Annotated in this window: 13 protein-coding genes and 1 pseudogene; 7 read left to right on the forward strand and 7 right to left on the reverse strand. The window is 74.1% G+C overall.

Translation table 11 applies throughout. From position 1 onward, the window contains the following. Positions 1 to 10 precede the first annotated feature (10 nt). The 3 genes from ABR737_RS14055 (at position 11) to ABR737_RS14065 (ending at position 2,800) form a co-directional block, all read left to right on the forward strand. A complete protein-coding gene (locus tag ABR737_RS14055; protein ID WP_350250516.1) occupies positions 11 to 967 on the forward strand; it encodes a DUF6891 domain-containing protein in 957 nt (318 codons plus the stop codon). A gap of 1 nt (position 968) precedes the next feature. Further along, positions 969 to 1,733 (forward strand): rhomboid-like protein, encoded by a 765-nt coding sequence (locus ABR737_RS14060; RefSeq protein WP_350250517.1) that lies wholly within the window; start codon positions 969 to 971, stop codon positions 1,731 to 1,733. A 419-nt stretch (positions 1,734 to 2,152) separates the two neighbouring features. Beyond that, entirely contained in the window at positions 2,153 to 2,800 is a 648-nt protein-coding gene (locus ABR737_RS14065; protein WP_350250518.1) for a winged helix-turn-helix domain-containing protein, read from the forward strand. Between the two features lie 117 nt (positions 2,801 to 2,917). On the opposite strand, the gene ABR737_RS14070 is transcribed toward ABR737_RS14065, so the two are convergent. The 3 genes from ABR737_RS14070 to ABR737_RS14080 are packed head-to-tail and all read right to left on the reverse strand — an operon-like array spanning position 2,918 to position 5,515. After that, on the reverse strand, positions 2,918 to 3,583 hold the full coding sequence (locus tag ABR737_RS14070; protein WP_350250519.1) for a DedA family protein: 666 nt from the start codon (positions 3,581 to 3,583) through the stop codon (positions 2,918 to 2,920). Then, positions 3,576 to 4,607, reverse strand: a complete 1,032-nt coding sequence (locus ABR737_RS14075) for a 1-acyl-sn-glycerol-3-phosphate acyltransferase (protein WP_350250520.1) — start codon at positions 4,605 to 4,607, stop codon at positions 3,576 to 3,578. Before ABR737_RS14075 ends, ABR737_RS14070 begins: the two co-directional genes overlap by 8 nt. Next, entirely contained in the window at positions 4,604 to 5,515 is a 912-nt protein-coding gene (locus ABR737_RS14080; protein ID WP_350250521.1) for a GNAT family N-acyltransferase, read from the reverse strand. Before ABR737_RS14080 ends, ABR737_RS14075 begins: the two co-directional genes overlap by 4 nt. Before the next feature lie 437 nt (positions 5,516 to 5,952). Here ABR737_RS14080 and ABR737_RS14085 point away from each other — a divergent pair. From ABR737_RS14085 to ABR737_RS14095, 3 genes and pseudogenes are all read left to right on the forward strand, one after another. Beyond that, a pseudogene (locus ABR737_RS14085) lies at positions 5,953 to 9,212 on the forward strand (alpha-N-acetylglucosaminidase). Positions 9,213 to 9,265: 53 nt separating this feature from the next. Beyond that, a complete protein-coding gene (locus ABR737_RS14090) occupies positions 9,266 to 9,496 on the forward strand; it encodes a DUF397 domain-containing protein (protein ID WP_030083635.1) in 231 nt (76 codons plus the stop codon). A 262-nt stretch (positions 9,497 to 9,758) separates the two neighbouring features. Beyond that, entirely contained in the window at positions 9,759 to 11,729 is a 1,971-nt protein-coding gene (locus tag ABR737_RS14095) for a hypothetical protein (RefSeq protein ID WP_350250522.1), read from the forward strand. Between the two features lie 70 nt (positions 11,730 to 11,799). Here the strand turns inward: ABR737_RS14095 and ABR737_RS14100 are convergent, their stop codons facing one another. After that, complete coding sequence (locus tag ABR737_RS14100) at positions 11,800 to 12,561, reverse strand: class I SAM-dependent methyltransferase (RefSeq protein WP_350250523.1); 762 nt, start codon at positions 12,559 to 12,561, stop codon at positions 11,800 to 11,802. 74 nt (positions 12,562 to 12,635) lie between these two features. Next, positions 12,636 to 13,061 (reverse strand): DUF4345 domain-containing protein, encoded by a 426-nt coding sequence (locus ABR737_RS14105; RefSeq protein WP_350250524.1) that lies wholly within the window; start codon positions 13,059 to 13,061, stop codon positions 12,636 to 12,638. Between the two features lie 90 nt (positions 13,062 to 13,151). On the opposite strand from ABR737_RS14105, the gene ABR737_RS14110 reads away from it, so the two are divergent. Further along, complete coding sequence (locus tag ABR737_RS14110) at positions 13,152 to 13,799, forward strand: TetR/AcrR family transcriptional regulator (protein WP_350250525.1); 648 nt, start codon at positions 13,152 to 13,154, stop codon at positions 13,797 to 13,799. 277 nt (positions 13,800 to 14,076) lie between these two features. On the opposite strand, the gene pulA is transcribed toward ABR737_RS14110, so the two are convergent. Together pulA and ABR737_RS14120 are read right to left on the reverse strand one after the other, a co-directional pair. Continuing rightward, on the reverse strand, positions 14,077 to 16,743 hold the full coding sequence (pulA, locus tag ABR737_RS14115; protein WP_350250526.1) for a pullulanase-type alpha-1,6-glucosidase: 2,667 nt from the start codon (positions 16,741 to 16,743) through the stop codon (positions 14,077 to 14,079). A 424-nt stretch (positions 16,744 to 17,167) separates the two neighbouring features. Then, complete coding sequence (locus ABR737_RS14120) at positions 17,168 to 18,043, reverse strand: DUF6801 domain-containing protein (RefSeq protein ID WP_350250527.1); 876 nt, start codon at positions 18,041 to 18,043, stop codon at positions 17,168 to 17,170. Between the last annotated feature and the right edge of the window lie 94 nt (positions 18,044 to 18,137).

Genomic DNA, 18,137 nt, shown 5'->3' on the forward strand with positions numbered 1-18,137 from the left:
GGCTGGGGTCATGCTCGATATCAGCGTCAAGACCGAGTCCGGCCCGGACCGATCACGCCCCGACGAAGCCGAACTCACGGGGCTGCTGCGGCGGATCGGTGCCGACGACGACCATTTCGTGGTCGTCGAGCGGTTCCCCGAGGAGGCGCAGGCGTTCGTGCAGGCCTGGCGGGACGACGACGGGCCGTTCACGGTCGAGTACCGCGACGGCGCGCCGGAGCGGCACTTCCGCGCGGAGAGCGGCGACGCCGAGCGGGTCGTGGAGGTCTTCCTGGACTGGGCGCGCGGCGGGGATGCCTGGCGTACGGCGCTCGACTGGCAGTGGGCGGACCTGTACTCCACGCCCGGTCTGGATCCGGAAACCCGTGCCGTCGCCGAGCAGCGGGCGCGTCAGCAGATCCGTGGCGGTTTCCGGGACTTCCATGAGGTCGCGCAGGGCATCTGCGAGGCCTTCGGCCCCGAGGACCCCCCGGTCTCGCTGGACGACGCACGCCGGATCGTCGGCGGCCTGTGGGAGGAGCGGCTCGGCGAACAGGCCGAGTGGCCTGAGGTGACCGACGCCGACCGGGTGGAGCGGGCCTTCGAGGCACTGGACGCCCAGGGGCTGACCGCCCGGATGAACTTCAGCTGCTGCAGCAACTGCGCGGTGGGCGAGATAGCGCACGAACGCGCCGAAGGGGACCGGGGCTTCGTCTTCTTCCACTTCCAGGACACCGAGGCGGCGGCGGAGGGCCATGGTCTGGCCGTGCGCTACGGCGCCTACGCGGATACCGGCGAGGCCTCCGCCGAGGACCGCGCCGCGGTCGGGCGGGCGGTGGTGGCGGCGCTCACCGGGGCGGGCCTGCCGGCCCAGTGGGACGGCGACCCGGACCGGGTCATCGAGGTCGCCCCGCTGGACTGGCGCAAGCGGCTGCCGAGAACAGGAACGGGCGCGGGGACGGGCACGGGAACAGGAACGGGAGCCTGAGATGCCGAGCGCCGCATCGCGGATGACGCCGCCCCGCGGTCCGATGTCACGTCTGTCGCGTGCCGCAGCGCGCGTTCCGGCGACCGCCCGTCCTCGTGGTCTGCCGACCGCCGTGCCCTGGGCGGCGCCGCTCTACGTCGGTGCCGTACAGCTCGGTGCGTACGCCACCGCGCGGCTGCCCGGCCGCCGGCGCACGGAACTGCTGCGTGCGCACTCCACCAATGTCGCCAATCTGCGGGCCGGAAAGTGGCAGACGCTGGTCACCAGTGCGGCGTTCGTCGAGGAGCCGCTGCCGCCGGCCTACGGCGTCGCGCTGCTCGCCGCCCTCGGCACAGCCGAGGCGCGCTGGGGCACCTGGCGTACGGCAGGGGTGTTCGCGGCCGGTCATGTGGGGGCCAGTCTGCTGGTCTACGCGACCTTGCGCGGCCGGTCGCCGGGCGGTACTCCCCCAACCGGCGCCGGAGTGTGCGCCGTTCACGCCCCCGAGGCCACGGGAGAGGAGCCGCCGGACGCGACCGCGCGGGCCATCGACGTCGGAGCCAGCTACGGCTTCAACGCCACGGTGGGCGCCCTCGCCGCCACCGTCCCGCACCGCGGCGCCCGCGCCGCGGCAACGGCCGGTCTGCTGGCCCTGGGGACCTGGCCCGTGCTGCGCCGCCGGCGGACGTTCACCGACGCCGGGCATCTGGTGGCGCTCGCGCTCGGGGTGGCGATAGGGACGGGGATGCGGGCCGCAAAGGGGAGACGGACGGGAGGAGAGGGCTGAGGCTGGGAGTGAGGCGGAAGCTGACCGAGGCAGAAGCGGACCGACGCGGGTGCGGGCCGAGGCGGGTGCGGGCCGAGGCGGGTGCGGAGCGCTCCCGGGCCCGGCACCTGCGCGGCGTGCGTGCGGCGAAGCCCGTCACCGTGCGGCGCATCCCGTCACCGGGCCCGCCACACGAGGGACAGATCACCAGGCGTCTGGTTCAATAGGCCCATGGCCAGCCTCACCGACACCGCGACAGGTCGCAGCGACCTCGAGCCTTTCTGGCCGTCCCGGCAGGCGCACGCATTCGACCGTCTGTGTTGCCGCGCGCACTGAGCGCGGGCCCGCACACCTCTCATCGACGCCGCTGACGGCGTTTTACGCCCTGCCCGCGCGCATGACGTCCCCGACGCCCCTCTGCGCGAAAGAGCTGACTTCCGATGACGAACCTCCGTACCCTGACCGCCGGTTCCGCCACGGCTCCTCTCCCCTCCCACCCTGTCCGCCCCGCCTCGCACCCCCCGCATCCCCCGCGCCACCGGCTGCGCGCCGTGGCGCCGGACGAGGCCCAGGCGTCGCCCGTGACGGCCCCGGGCGAAGGCGCCTCGCCCCACGGCGTCCCCTCCGTCGCCGAGTTGCTGGACTCCGGCGCCACCTGGATTCCGGCCCCGCAGCACAGCCTGCCCGCACTCCCCGGCCGCCCGCCGATGGTCGGCTATCTCGTCCTCGTACCGGCCGAGCAGGTCGCGACCGCCCCGCCGCCGGCCGCCGCCGCTCCCGGGGTGAGCGCGCCGACCGGCGACGAGATCGTGCGGATCGACCCCGAACAGCGCACCGCGCAGGTCCAGGGCCAACCGCTGGACCTGACGTACCTCGAATTCGAGCTGCTGGCCCATCTGGTCGCGCATCCGCACCGGGTGCACACCCGCGACCAGCTGGTGTCCACGGTGTGGGGCTACGGGCACATCGGCGACGGGCGTACGGTCGATGTTCATGTCGCCCGGCTGCGGCGCAAGTTGGGTGCCGCGCACCGGTCGTCGATCGTGACGGTGCGGCGGGTCGGCTACAAGTACGTGCCGGGCATCTGAGGCCCGGATGCCTTGAGGCCGGGGTCCGGCTTCAAGGCATCCCCGTGAGGGCGGCCGGGTGGGAGGAACCGCTCCCCCGCCCGGCCCCGGGTGGGGGAACCGCTCCCCCGCCCCGCCTCACAGCGCGCGTATCCGGGGGCCGCAGCGCTTCGGTGTGCCCCGTTGTTCCCCGTCCCCGTCCTCCGGTGCGGACCGGCGGTGCAGAGCGCCGATGCAGCCCGCCACCACCAGCCCGGTCCCGGAGGCCAGCAGCATCCCCTCGGCCGGGGAATCGGTGAGCGCCGTACCGCCCAGACCGCCGAGCGCCGCGCTGCCCACCGCCCAGATGCCCGTGCCCACCGCGTCCAGCGCGACGAAGCGGCGCAGCGGGAAGCGGACGCTCCCGGTGGACAGGGCGGCGATCACCCGGCCGCCGGGCAGGAAGCGGCCGGCGATGATGAGCAGGGCGGCATGCCGTTCGACCCGCGCCCGGGCCCTGGCGTGCCGGGCCCGGCCGCGCTCCCCCCGCAGCAGCCGGGCGACCGCACGCGGGCCCGCGTACCGTCCCACTGCATAGCCGAGGCAGTCACCGGCCAGTGCTCCGGCCGCCGCCACGCCAGCCAGCAGGGCGAGCAGCGGCAGGTCGGGGCCGATGACCACGGCGACCAGGACGACGGTGGTCTCGCTCGGCATGAACGGCAGCAGCGCGTCGAGACCGGACACCAACAGGACGACCAGCCACAGCCAGGGCGAGCCCAGCATGCCCTGCAGGGGCTCGGTGAGCTGGTCCAGCTGCTCAAACACGGGCCGGGGCATCCGGTGTGGCGGGCCCCGGTACCAGAACCTCCGGCACGGGGGCCTGCGGTACGGGGACTTCCGGGACCGCCACCGCGCCCGCCTCCGGCACCGCCACCGCGCCCGGTTCCGGCCGGCCGCCCAGCACCGCGCGCGCCGCCCGCTCCGCCAGCTCACGCCGGTCCCAGAACCCGTCAGCCGGGTTCAGCACCGGATGTGCCGTGACGCGGACGGTCAGCGCCCGGGCGGCGAGCACCCTGCGGAGCGAGGCGGCAAAGGTGTCCTCGCCGCAGAACGCGGCCACCGTGCTGGGCAGGCCCTGCTGGGTGTATTCGAGGGTCACCGGGCGGACCGGCGCGCCCGCGTCGAGGGCGGCCTGGAAGGTGGCCCGGCGGAAGCTGCCCCGGTCGGCGGTGCACCAGGTGGTGGCCTGCGGGAAGACCGCCACCGACCGCCCGGCGCCGAGCAGTTCGGACACCTCCCGGACAGTGTGCCGCAGCCGGCGGGGGCTCGTACGGTCGATGAAGTGCGTACCGGCTCTGCGGGCCAGACCGCCGACGACCGGCCAGGTGCCGACCTCGCGCTTGGCGAGCAGGGTGACCGGTTCGACGGCGAGCAGGGCGAGGATGTCGAGCCAGGAGATGTGGTTGATGACGATGAGGGTGCCGGGGCCAGGGCCGGGGCCGTTGGCGGGGCCGGGGCCGGTGCCGAAGTCGAGGCCGTTGGCGGGGCCGAGGCCGGAGCCGGAACCGAAGCCGATCCCGTAGCCAGGGCCGGTGCCGTCGCCGTCGCGATTGCCCGCGGTGAGCGCGGCCGCGCCCTCGACGCGGACTCCGAGCGCATCGAGCAGCGCCCCGGCGTGGGCCCGCAGCCGTACCGGGTCGGCCATCCGCTCCCCGTCCGTCAGCGCCCGCCGTACGCAGCGGGCGAACGCGGCGCCGCGCCGGGCGATGCGGGTCGCCGGTACCCGCGGCAGGGCGTGGGCGGCGCAGTCCGGAGTGCAGTCGGACCAGACGTCCCAGGGGCCGTTCACCGCTCCCCCAGGAAGTAGCGGCGGTAGCGGTCGCCGAGCCGTTCCATGTCCAGGACGACGAAGAAGTCGGCGACGTCGAACTCGGGGTCGTGGGCGGGCGCGCCGCAGAGGAAGGCGCCGATGCGCAGATAGCCGCGGAGCAGCGGGGGCAGCTGGGCCAGGGTGGGGCGTGCGGGGACGGGGACGGTGGGGTGCCAGGGGTGGTGGGGGGTGACCTGCAGCTCGGGCGGGGCGGCGTAGCGGGTGCGGCCCAGGCCCCAGGCGTGGGCGGCGGCGGTACCGCCGTCGGCGAGCGGGACGGAGGCGCAGCCGGCGAGGTAGCGGTGGCCGGAGAGCAGGGTGTAGCGGGCGAGCGCGGCCCACATCTGCGTCATGACGGCGCCGCTGCGGTGGGCGGGGTGGACACAGGAGCGGCCGGCCTCGATGAGGGAGGGGCGCAGCTCCGCCAGCGCGCCGAGGTCGAACTCGCCGTCGGAGTAGAGCCGCGGGCTGCGGCCGGGCGGCAGCAGCCGGTAGGTGCCGACGACGTCGCCGGTGGCGGTGTGGGTGACGATGAGGTGGTCGGCGAGGTCGTCGACGGCGTCGATGTCGTGGCCGGCCAGCGGGGAGTGCAGGGTCGCGCCCATCTCGCCGGCGAAGACCTGGTGGCGCAGGCGCTGTGCGGCGCGGATCTGCTCGCGGGTGTCGGCGATCTCCGCGGTGTAGCCGGGGTCCGCGGTGTAGCCGGGGTCGGCGGCGGGAGCGTGGCGGGGACCGGCGGGTGTGGGTGCGGGAGCGGCGGTGGGGACGGCCGCGAGTGTGGGGGCGGGAGCGACTGTGGGGGCAGCCGTGGGCGTGGGGCCGGGAGCGGCGGTGGGGACGGGTGCGGTGCGGGGAACGGCAGCGGACGCGGTCGAAGCCATGCTCATGAGAGCCCTCCTGGGGAAGTGGGGAGGCGGTGCGAGTCGACGGGCGGTGAGACAGCGGGCCGGCGGGCCGGGCGGAGCAGCCGGTGCCTGCTCCGCGGGGTGCCGGGTACGCCCCTGGGGTGGGGGCGCGCCCGATCGGCAACCTGATGACCTGGCCCTTCTCTACGCTGCAGACTGTTCCCGGGCCCGCCGGCCGGGCGCGTGAAGCCCAGGGAGCGAATGGGTGAGGGGCCGCGGAACACTGGTCGCCACGCTCCGGGGCAAGGCGCGCGCCGCCCCCGCCGGCCGATGGCCCGGCCGGTGTGTCCGGGTCCCCGCCCGTATCCCACCGCATCCGGCCGCGTCCCGCCGCACACCGTCTTGGACTGAGGCCGGGCGCCCGTTAGCGTGCCACCCGCACGGAGACTGTTTGTTACCACCGAGCAGTGGGAGCACACATGAGCCGACCGTCACGACGCGCAGTGTTGGGAACCGCCGGAGCGATCGGGGCCGGAGCGGCGCTCGGCGGGGCCGCTCCCGCCGCCGGCGCCGCGGCCGCAGGGCGATGGGCCCGCCGCCAGGAGCGGGCGCCGGCGGACGACACCGGAGCGACGGAGGACACCGGAACGGCGTACGGCACCGGAACGGCGTATGACACGGAACCGGCGCGGGCGGCGCTGATCCGGCTGCTGCCCCGGCACGCCGACCAGTTCCATCTGGTGCCGCTCGCCCCGGAGGGCGGCGCCGACCGCTTCCGGGTGGACGGCCGGGCGGGCCGGATCACGGTCGCCGGGACCACCCCCGCCGTCCTGCTGACCGGCGTCCACTGGTACCTCAAGTACACCTGCCGGGCCCACCTGTCCTGGGCGGGCGACCAGGTGGAGCTCCCCGGCCGGCTGCCCGCCCCGGCCTCGCCGGTCGACCGGTCCACCTCGCTGCGCCACCGCTTCGCCCTCAACGACACCCACGACGGCTACACCGCCCCGTACGCGGGCTGGCCGCACTGGGAGCGGCTGATCGATGTGCTGGCGCTGCACGGGGTGAACGAGGTGCTGGTCACCCCGGGCGCCGAGGCCGTCTACCACCGGCTGCTGACCGACTCCGGCTACTCCGACGCCGAGGCCCGCGCCTGGCTTCCCGCGCCCTCGCACCAGCCGTGGTGGCTGCTGCAGAACATGAGCGGCTACGGCGGCCCGCTCAGCCGCGAACTGATCGACCAGCGCGCCGGGCTGGGCCGCCGGATCACCGACCGGCTGCGCGAGCTCGGCATGCATCCCGTCCTGCCCGGCTACTTCGGCACCGTCCCGGACGGTTTCGCCGCCCGCAACCCCGGCGCGCGCACCGTGCCGCAGGGCACCTGGTCCGGCCTCAAGCGCCCCGACTGGCTCGATCCGCGCACCGCCGCCTTCGCCGCGGCCGCCGCCTCCTTCTACCGCCATCAGCACCAACTCCTCGGCCCCGCCGACCATTTCAAGGTGGATCTGCTGCACGAGGGCGGCGACCCCGGCGACGTTCCCGTGCCGGAGGCCGCCCGCGCCGTCGAGAAGGCGCTGCGCACCGCCCGCCCCGATGCCACCTGGGTGATCCTCGGCTGGCAGGACAATCCCCGGCGCGATCTGCTGGACGCCGTCGACCACGACCGGATGCTGATCGTGGACGGCCTCAGCGACCTGGACACGGTCACCGACCGGGAGCGGGACTGGGGCGGGGTGCCGTACGCCTTCGGCTCGATCCCCAACTTCGGCGGCCGCACCACCCTCGGCGCCAAGACCCACATCTGGGCCGAGCGCTTCACCACCTGGCGCGACAAACCGGGCAGCAAGCTCGCCGGGACCGCGTACATGCCGGAGGCCGCCGAACGCGACCCGGCCGCGTTCGAGCTGTTTTGCGAACTGGCCTGGCGGGAGCGCCCGGTGGACCGCGCCGCCTGGTTCGACGGCTATGCCGACCTGCGCTACGGCGCCCGCGACGGCGGGGCCCGCGCCGCATACGCCGCGCTGCGCACCAGCGCGTACGAGATCTCCAGCAAGGACGGCCGGCCGCACGACTCGGTCTTCGCCGCCCGCCCCTCACTGGCCGCCCGCTCCGGCACCGTCTACGCCACCCACACCCCGGCCTTCGACCCGGCGGCGTTCGACACCGCCTTCGCCGCGCTGCTGACCCTCCGCCCCGCGCTGCGCGGCAGCGACGCCTACCGCCACGATCTGACGGACGCCGCCCGGCAGGCCCTCGCCAACCGGTCCTGGCAGCTGATCGGGCAGCTCCAGGAGGCCTACCTGCGCAAGGACCGTACGACGTTCCGTGCGCTGTCGGAGCTGTGGCTGCGGCTGATGCGGCTTTGCGACGAGGTCACCGGCGCGCACCGGCTGTTCCTGCTCGGGCCCTGGCTGGCTCAGGCCAAGGCCATGGCGACCGGCGCCGATGAGGAGGCGCGGCTGGAACACAGCGCCCGTGCGCTGATCACCACCTGGGCGGACCGGGCCACGGCCGACGGCGGTTCGCTCGCCAACTACGCCAACCGCGACTGGCACGGCCTGATCCGCGAGGTCCATCTCCCGCAGTGGCAGGCGTATCTGGACGAACTCGCCGACGCGCTGGCCGCGGACCGGCCGCCGAAGACCTTCGACTGGTACGCCATGGAAGAGCCCTGGACCCGCGCGCGCACCAGCCATCCGCTGCGCCCGACGACCGATGCGTACCGCACCGCGCGGCGGGTCCACGACACCCTCGCCAAGGCCCCCTACCAGGGCACCGTCACGGTCACCGCCGACCCGCCCGCGCTGCCGCCGGGCGGCCGGGCCACCGTCACCGCGGCGCTGCGCAACGTCAACGGCCTGCGGGCGACCGGCCGGGTGGACTTCGCGCTGACCGGCGTCACGGCCACCGCGTCGGGCCCGGCGTCGCTGCCGTCGCTCCCGCCCGGCGGCACCGGCCGCGCCCGCTGGCAGGTCACCGCCCCCACCGGTCCGCTCGCTTCCCCCTGCACCCGCTCCCCTACGACCTCGCCGTCGACTACGGCCCGAAGGGCGAGCCACGGATCCGCGCGGCGCGGCACGGCACCCTGTACGTGGCGGGCCCGCTCGACGACGAGCTGCGGACCGTCACCACCAATGCGGCGGTTTTCGGCCAGTTGGGCGACCGGCTGGCCGTCAACGGCGGCGGCGCCGACCTGTGGAAGGCCACCGCCGAGTTCGGCGCGGTCTACCGGCCGGGCGCGCTCACCGCGGGCGGCTCGGTGACCGTCGAGGTGACCTCCCAGGACCCGACCGGCCCCTGGGCCCGCGCCGGCCTCGTCATCCGCAACCGCCTCACCGCGCCAACCTCACCCTCCGCACCCTCCGCTCCGGACGCCCCCTCAGCCACACGCGCCGCGGACGCCGCCGACGCCCTCGGCTTCCTCAACCTCTCCCTGACCCCCGCCAACGGCGTCGTGCTCTCCTACGACGCGAGCGGCGACGGCACCCTGGACACCTACCGCCGGATCACCGGCATCACCGCGCCCGCCCTGCTCCGCCTCACCCGCGGGAAGGACGCCGGGGCCGCCGGCACCTACACCGGCTCCTGCTCCACCGACGACGGCACAACCTGGCGCGAGATCGCCACCGTCACCGTCCCCGGAGCCGCCGCCCGCCAGGACACCGGTCTGCACCAGTGCGCCGCCAACTCCGCGACGGGGGACCGCGGGACGGCGGAATTCCGCCGCTGGAAGCTCGCCTGACCGCCGCGTACCCTGACCGGGAACGCACCACGAGCGAGGGGATCGATCACGGTATGAGTGCCGCAGCTGAGAAGGAGTGGCTCTACGCCCTCGACATTTCCGACGCCACCTGGCAGCGCGCCCCCGGAGACGCCGAGGAGGCCGTGGAGATCGCCTTCCTGGAGCGGGGCGCGGTGGCCATGCGCAACTCCACGGACCCCGATGTGGTACTGCGCTACACCGAGGCGGAGTGGCGGGCGTTCGTCCTCGGCGCCCGGGACGGCGAGTTCGACCTGCAGCGCTGAAGTGCGACGTTCAGCGCTGGCGTTCGGCGTGCAGCGCTGACGTTCGGCGTGCGGCGCCGAGGCCCGGCCTGCAGCACTGAAGCCGGCCTGCAGCGCTGAAGCCGGCCCGTCCGGCAGTCATTGCGGCCACCGTGGTCCACCCACCGCGGTGGCCGCGGCTGTGTGGACGTGTGAGAGTCACCCGTCGGGTCACCGCCAGGTCACCCGTCGGGGCGCCCCGGAGGGCCGGTGACCATCACAGGAATCACTCGTTTCACCGAACGTGAAGCAGCAGCAAGCGACACCCCAGCGTCCGGACCGCACCTCCCCCGGCAGCCTTGAGGACATCGGTGACGTCATCGACGTCGAGCAGGCCGAGGCGGCGCTGGTCGAGCACTACCCCCGGCTGGTCCGGCTGGCCTATCTGGTCCTGCCGCCGGGCCAGAGCCGCGGCCGGCGGGTGCTGGCCGCCCACGGGGTGGTGCAGCGGACCCTGCCGCGCCAGCGCAGCTCCACCCGCGGCCTGGGACTGCCCGCCCAGCGCGCCGGCACGGACGCGGCGATCGACCCCGGCTACGCCTTCGTACGACTGCGGGTCCTGCGGGCCGCCCTGGCCGCAGGCCGCTCGCGCCGGTGGCTGCCGGTGCCGCCGCCCCCGTTCCCCCAGGTCTGGGGCCTGCGGCTGTTCCCGCGCTCCGGCGGGGCCGATGAACTCGCGCTGGACCAGGCGCTGTCGGCGCTGTCCGGCCCGGGCCGGGCCGCGTTCGTACTGCGCGATCTGGAGCGGCTGAGCGCCCCCGAGACGCGCCGGGTGCTGGAGGCCGCCGGGGTGGCACACCCCCGTGCGGCGCTGGACGAGGCGGAGCGGGCCACGACGCCGGCCGGCAGCCGGGACCGGTCGCTGCTGGAGTCACCGGAGTTCGACCCGTGCGCGCTGCAGGCCAGGCCGACGGATCTGATCCGGCGGCGGCAGCACGGCAGGGCGGTGCTGACCGCCGGTGTGGCGGTACTGGTGTGCGGGGCGCTGCTGGGGATGCCGGGCGACGGCTGGGGCCCGGACGGCGCCGCCGCACCGGCCTACGCACGCAACGCGGCGTCCGAAGCCGCCCTGGACCCCGGAAAGCTCGTGGTGAGCTCCGCGACGGCCTGGAAGAACGCCGCCCGGCAGGACTTCTCGGCCTGGCCCGCCCGCGGCGACCGGATCCACGACAAGGCGCTGCTGCGGCGGGCGCTTGCCGTGTGGGCCAGGCCCGGTGCCGGGGTGCCGGTCTCGGCGACGCCCGGCACCCCGACAGGACCGGCCGCGGGCCCGGCCCAACTGCTCTTCGCGGGCGTGGTGGACCACGTCGTCGTGGTGCTGTTGCACGACGGGCTGCGGGTGGTGCGCTACGCGGAGGCGGCGGACGGCGAGGGGCAGAGCGACGGCACCGGCGCGGCGGTGGACTTCGCGCGGACCGACGGCGCGGCGGCGGATTCCGCGAGCGCGCTGGTCGTGAGCCGTACGCAGGGCAACGTCCGGTATCTGACCGCGCCGTGGGTGAAGTCCGCGCGGCTGGTCGATCTGCTCAAGCCGGACGCGCCGGGCAGCCGGTTGCGGATCGGGGCCGACGGCACGACCGATCCGGTGCCCACACCGCGGCCCGCGGCGACGTGCACGACCTGGCCGGCACTGCGGATGGGCGGCCGCCTGCTCACCGACCTCGGTGAACTGACCCCCGCCCGGCTGACGTACGGCACTCCCCGCAAGCCGGGCGAGGTGACCGCCCCCCGCGCCAGGAAGGCCTGGGCGCGCACGGCCTGCCAGCTTGCGGCAGTACGCGGCCAGGGCGTCCGCGCGGTGAACGCCTGGAAGTTCGCCCACCAGCCGCTGCCCGGGGGCGCGGGCAGCGCGGCCTGGCTGTGCACCCGCGCCGAGACCTGGCGCGGCCCCGGCAGCCGGACGATGGCCCAGATCCAGACGCCGGCAGCGGGCGGCCGGCCCTACGCACCCGGCTCGGTGGCGGCCCGCGCCGAGGGCGGTACGGCCTGCGGCCCCCGGGCACCGCGCGCCCTGGCCGGGGTGCTGTGGAAGTCCGCCACCGGCCAGTGGTGGCTACTGGCCGCCGGCAGCAGCCAGATCACCTCGATCACCACCACCGGCGACGTACACGGCCAGGCCCCCGGCCGCCTGCTGACCCTCCCGGCAAAGTCGGGCGACCGAGCGGAACTGAAGGGCCGCCTGGCGAACGGGAAGACGGTCGGGGCGGTGGGTTAGGCGCATTGCCCCCGGACCCCGGACAGACAACAAACCTCGGACAGACACCTGCAGACAGACTCTGCGCAGGTCACGGACGAGTCGCCGCCAACAGGTCCACCACATAGGCCTCTTCCACCGCGCCGTCGGGGAACATCTCGCGCAGCCGCCTGCGCTCCTCGCAGAGAAAGGCCTGCCTGTCGTCCTCGGCCAGGACCAGGAACGCCGAGCGGCTGGTGATGTTGGCAAGGTGGGTGTCGAGCGGGACTGTGCGGCTCCACCGGACCTGGCGGCGCGCGACCCGGAGCCTCGACAGGCCCGCGAGCCGGATGGCGTCGACGTCGTCGGGACGCGCCCGGGAAGGCGGCGTCACTCCGCAGTGGTGCGCGATCCGCTCGTGCTGTTCACGGATCCAGGGCACGTCAAAGGCGGTGGTGTTCCACCAGACCGCGAGCGCACCGCCCGGACGCAGGACCCGCAGCGCCTCCGGGACCGAGCGGGCGGTGTCGGTCCACTGCCAGGACTGCGCATAGGTGACGAGGTCGTGGGAGGCGTCCGCGAGCGGGAGGGCGTTGCCGTCACCCCGCACGACCGTTACGTCCGGGAGCCCGGTGCGGAACCGGGCAGCCATGGCCTCGCCCGGCTCCACACCGATCACGTCCGCCCCGCGCGCACGCAGCAGAGCGGTGGCGATTCCGGTGCCCGCACCGACGTCGGCCACGCGGGCACCCGCCAGGGGCCGGCGCATGACCTGTTCGACGAAATCGAAGAGCGCGGGCGGATACGAAGGCCGGCCGGCGGCGTACCGGTCAGCGGCCGCGTTGAACGAATGGGCGCGGGAGTCGGCGGACATCCGCACATCATCGTCCCCCGCCGCGTCAACCGCCCAACCGCCCGCCCGGCCCGTGACCATTTCCGGTCACAGGGCTATGGACGCGCAGGGTCGGCTCGCCGCCGTACCGGGGGCCGGGCCGCGGCCGCCCGCTCGTCGGCGTCCGACAGCCAGAAGTACAGCGGCGGCAGGGCGAGTTCGAGGACCGTCAGGACGATCTGGAAGCTCTGCGGCGCTCCGTGGACCGCCATCGACAGCAGCCTGCCGATGCCGCCGAGCAGGAAGATGCCGGCCAGCCACCGCACCGCCGTGGACGGGACCGGCGACTGCCGTGCCGCCCAGATCCAGGCGAGGCCGTAACCGAGGAAGACGGCTCCGTAGTACCGCTCCCGGCTGTCGACGGTCGCGCCGGCCGAGCCCTCGCCCGGTACCGAGTCGATGCCGAGCGCGAAATGAAAGACCCCGATCGCCGCGCAGGCGACCCCCATTGCCAGCACCAGCCACTTGAGAAGTCCGGCCATGAGGCGGCCACCTTTCCCCGCTAGTAGATGCCTGTCTACCAGCGGGGAACGTACGGCGGTAGTAGACAGGTGTCAAGTAACCTGAGGGGTGTGACCACGCGCCGCAGACTCGATCCCGCCGAGCGCCGGAGCCAACTGCTCGGCTTCGGCGCCCAGCTCTTCGCGGCGAAGCCGTACGACGAGGTGTTCATGGAGGAGGTCGCCGAACGGGCCGGCATCTCCCGTGCGCTGCTCTACCGCTACTTCCCGAACAAGCGCGATCTGTTCGCCGCGGTCTACCAACAGGCCGCCGACCGGCTGCTGGCCCGGACGCAACTCGACCCGGCCCGCCCCGTGCGCGAGCAGCTGTCCGCCGGACTCGATGCGCACATCGACTACTTCATCGCGCACCGGAACACCGTCCTCGCGGCGAACCGGGTACTCGCCGGCGACCCGGTGATCCAGGCCGTCATCACCGACGAGCTGTCCGAGCTACGACGGCGGCTGCTCGACTCCACGATGCTCGGCGAGGGCCCCCGTCAGATGGTGTCGGCGGCACTGATGAGCTGGCTGGTGTTCGTCCGCACCCTGTGCGTGGACTGGCTGACACACCAGGCGTTCAGCCGCGCCGAACTGCACGACATGTGCGTCGGCGCCCTGCTGGGAGCGCTGCGCCCGGTCATGGACGTCGACGCGCCGCCGGCCGACGGCGAGCAGCACCCCACGGACCGTAAGCCCGGCGCTGCCGACGCCCGTTGACCCTTCGTCGCCGCCCAAGGGCACACCACACTGGGAAACGCCCACGCCAGCGGCCCGCCCCCACCCACCTTCACTTACTCCACCCACGGGAGGGGACGGGCCGGAGGGGCCGGTGTGTGGGACGTAAAGCGAAGCAGTCCCACACACCGGCCCCGCAGGCCCGTCACCGCACCCACAGCCCCGCGCAGCGGACCGGCCCGCCGCAGGCGAAACAAGAGAAACCCCCACGGCGGGCCAGCCGAAAACGTGCCGAGGCAAAGCGCAGCGAACGGCCCCCTCACCCGCGCCGGAACACCGCCACCGTGCGGGCCGGCACGGTGAAGGTCCCCGACGTCCGCGCGTACGACGCACCAGCGGCGGTGATCCGGTCCGCGCCACGGGCCTGCACGGGATGCAGCGCATAGCGGTCGCCCGCGAGTGCGCGGACGGTCTGGTCCTGGCGGTGCGGGGTGGCGTTGAAAACGATGACGAGGTGGGCGAGCCGCATGGTGATCACGCCGGGGGTCTCGTCCTTCCCGGAGAGCGGGAAGGACAGCGCCGACTGGACCCGGGCGGTGGTCGCAAGGCCGAAGGCCGGTTCCGTGGCGTGGATGCGCAGCAGGTCGCGGTAGGCGGCGGAGGCCTGGTGGACCGCGGCGCAGCCGGGGCGGAGCGCGGGGTCGGCCAGGAGCGGCCGGGCGTAGGGCCACTTGTCCTTGTTGTCGGCGGCCGGCGGCAGTCCGCGGCCGAAGCCGTTGCCGTCGGCGCAGTTCCAGTGCAGGGCGTTGAACCAGTCGCCGCTGTCGAAGGAGTTGCGGTCCAGGGACTTGGAACGGAGGAGGTCGGAGCCGGCCTGGGAGAGCGCCGGGCCCTGCGAGAGGGCGGCGGTGGCGAGGGCGAGCACCTGCATACGGGAGCGGTCGGCGGCGCCGGTGCGCGGCGGGAGTTTGTAGGCGAGGGCGTCGTAGAGGGTTTCGTTGTCGTGGGCGTCGGCGTAGGCGAGGGCGTCGCCGGGGGCGGCGGCGTAGCCGGCCGGGGCGCCGTTGTAGTCGATCCGGGAGCCCTTGACGCGGTGGCCGGTGCTGTCGGTGAAGGTGTAGTCGGCGAGGTTGCCGGTGAGCCCGACCTTGATGAGGTCCTGGTAGTGGAGGAGCCGGGCGCGCTGCTCGGCCGGACTCCCGTTCTCCTTCGATGAATTGGGGTCGGTATAGAGGCCCGAGGCGAAGCCCTGGACGCGGGGGTCGCCGTCGAACGGGCTGCCGCCGCGGACCGCGTCCCGGGCCCGGTCGCTGAAGGTCGCGATGCCGGTGCCGGCCATGTTCCGCTGGGTGGCCTGGACGAAGCGGGCGTCGTTCGCGGCCTCGCCGAAATTCCAGCCCTCGCCGTAGAGGACGATCCTCTTGCCGTCGACGCCATCCTTCTCGGGAGTCAGCGCGTCGAGGGCCTTTCTGACGGCCAGGATGTTGGCCTTGGGGTGGTGCCCCATGAGGTCGAAGCGGAAGCCGTCGACCTTGTACTCCTTGGCCCAGGTGACGACGGAGTCGACGACGAGCTTGCCCATCATGGTGTGTTCGGGAGCGGTGCCCGAGCAGCAGGTGGAGGTGGCGACGCTGCCGTCGTCCATGAGCCGCTGGTAGTAGCCGGGGACGATCCGGTCCAGGACGGAGTGCGCGTCCTGGCCGCTCGCTGCGGTGTGGTTGTAGACGACGTCCATGACGGTGCGCAGTCCGGCGCCGTTGAGGCCCTGGACCATGCGGCGGAACTCGACGGTGCGGGCCGGGCCGCCCGGGTCGGAGGCGTAGGACCCTTCCGGGACGGTGTAGTGGAGCGGGTCGTAGCCCCAGTTGTAGGCGTCGCGGCCGGCCGTCTTGCCGATGCAGTCCTGCTGGCGGTCGGAGTCGGGGGCGTACGAGGCCAGGTCGCAGCCGGGGCGGGCCTGGTCGGCGGGCAGCTCGGGCGTGGTGGCGAAGTCGAAGGCCGGCAGCAGGTGGACGTAGGAGGTGCCGGACCGGGCGAGGGCGGCGAGGTGCCGCATGCCGTCCGAGCGGCGGTCGGTGAAGGCGAGGTACTGACCCGGGTGGCGGGAGGTGCGGTCCTCGACGGAGAAGTCGCGGATCTGCAGTTCCTGGATGCGGGCACGGCGCAGCGGTACCGCGGCGGGCTTCGTCAGCCCCGACCAGCCGGGCGGGGCGAGTTCCGGGTCGTCGAGGTCGGTGACCACGCTGCGGGCCGAGTCGGCGGTCAGCGCGGTGGAGTAGGGGTCGGTGACCTTGTTGGTGACGGTCTTGCCGACGGTGGGCGCCCAGACCGTGACGAGGTAGCGGTACGGCTTTCCGGTCCAGTCGCGGGTGCCCGTGGCGCGCCAGATGCCGGTGGCGTCGTCGCGCCGCATCGGGACGGTACGGCCGTCGAGTTCGAGGGCGACCGTGCGGGCGGTGGGCGCCCAGACGGAGAGGGCGGGACGGCCGTGGCGGAAGACCGGGCCGAGCGCGGCGTGCCGGGCGCGGGCGCCGTAGAGGTCGTCCAGGACGCCGGGTATCTGGACGCCGGTGGTGGCTCGCCCCCCGTCGGCCGTGCGCTGGGTGGCGAGCAGTTCGCCGCGCAGGGCGGTACGGGCGAGGTGGCGGTCGCGGGGGTCGACGGTGAAAGCCGGGTAGCCCGTCAGATGCGGATAGGCGAGCCGTTCGGACGGGCTGAGGGTGCCGGGCCTGAGCCGTATCCGCTTGCCGTGCGCCCCGAACTCCAGTTGGGAGGCGGTGTGTTCCGCGCCCTTCCAGATGACGGTGTCGCGGTCGATCCACTGGGCCCCGGCGTCGGCCGGTCCGGATTCCGGACCGGCCGCCTGCGCAGGGCGTGGCGGGGACGAGACGAACAGGGCCGCTGCGCCGAGGACAACGGCGAGGGCGGCGGCCAGGCGCCGGCGGGGGCGACGCGCGGCGGGGAACCGGCGTGGGGTGGAGGACATGGGTCATGGTTCTATCCGTGCCGATTCCCCACTGCAAGACCTTACGCAAGACATTGCAAGGGTGCTACGTTCCCGCAGGAGCCGCTCCGGGCGACCGGAGGCCCGCCCTGACGCGGGCCCACGCGCCCGGCCGACCGGAGCGGCGCCGATGGAGAGTGTGCGCACCGCAGCGGTCTGCGGGCGTCACGGCGCACAGGGCGCTACGGCGCACGGGGCACTACGGGCAGCGGCCCCCTGCAGAGATCATGGGCGAGGTGGCCAGGTCGACACGGCCGGAGGCGGTGTCGACCTGACGGCGACCGCTCTCCTCGTCGTCGCGAGGCCGGCAGCTACGAGACGGTCGCGGACTTGGCGGACCGTCGCGGCCGGTGCGGGGCCACCACGAGCACGGTGGTGACGCGTGACGGGTGACAGGTGACAGGTCTCAGCCCCGGTCGGCGGCGCGGCGACGGTGCTTCAGCCATGAGCCGAAGGCGACGGCGCCCGCGAGGAGAGTGCCCACGACCGGCAGGATCAGGCCCCTGGTGTTCTGGTCAGCGGTGGCGACGGCGCCCGTCGCCGACCCGCGGGCCGCGTCTCTCGCCTGAGCCGGCCTCCCGGCGGCGGAAGTCCCCTCGGGCCCGGCGGCGCCTGCGGCCGTTGAGCCCTTGGCGTGCGTATCCGAGGTGCCGGACGTGGCCGATCCGGTCGTCGTCCCCGTCCCCGTCCCCGTCCCTGCCCCCGCCCCCGCTCCTGCCCCGGCCCCTGCCCCTGCCCTCGTCCCTTTCCTGGTGATCTCGAACGACCCCACGACCTCGGCGTGTCCGCTGTCCGGCGTGCACCGCACAGTGGACTCGCCCAACACGTCGCCGCTCGCCTTCTTTGCGATGACGTGCAGGGCGAGGTCGCCTACGGTGATCCGCGCACGGCCCGGCCGGCGGAACGTGAGAGGGGGCGCGGTGCCGGTCGCCGTGACATCAAAGGAACCGGATGCCGGGATGCTGGTCTTGGTGATGCCGAGGGGCACCGTGACGCGCCTGTTGTCCCGTGGCGCGGACACCCCGATCTTCGCGGCCACCGTGCCCTCAACGGTCCGCACACCGAGCACACGGAGCTTCGGGGTGAAGTCCGCATCCACCGTCGTCCTCGCGCCGATGGCGAATTTCCGGCTGGATTCGCCGACCGGGACCGACTCCGGGATATCCGCGTCGATCTTCGCCCTGAACGGCAGGTCTTTGTTGATCACCGGAACGTGGCAGGTGTACTTCAGCGAGCGCGGTACCGGTTGTGCGGCCGCGGTTCCGGCTCCGGAAGCTCCCACGACTCCGATGGCAGCCCCTAATGCCGCCACCACCCCAAGGGCACTGCGCACCCTTGGCCTTTCCGTCCTGCACCGTGCAGTCATATGACACCCC

This window comes from Streptomyces sp. Edi2 (genome assembly GCF_040253635.1).
Lineage (GTDB): Bacteria > Actinomycetota > Actinomycetes > Streptomycetales > Streptomycetaceae > Streptomyces.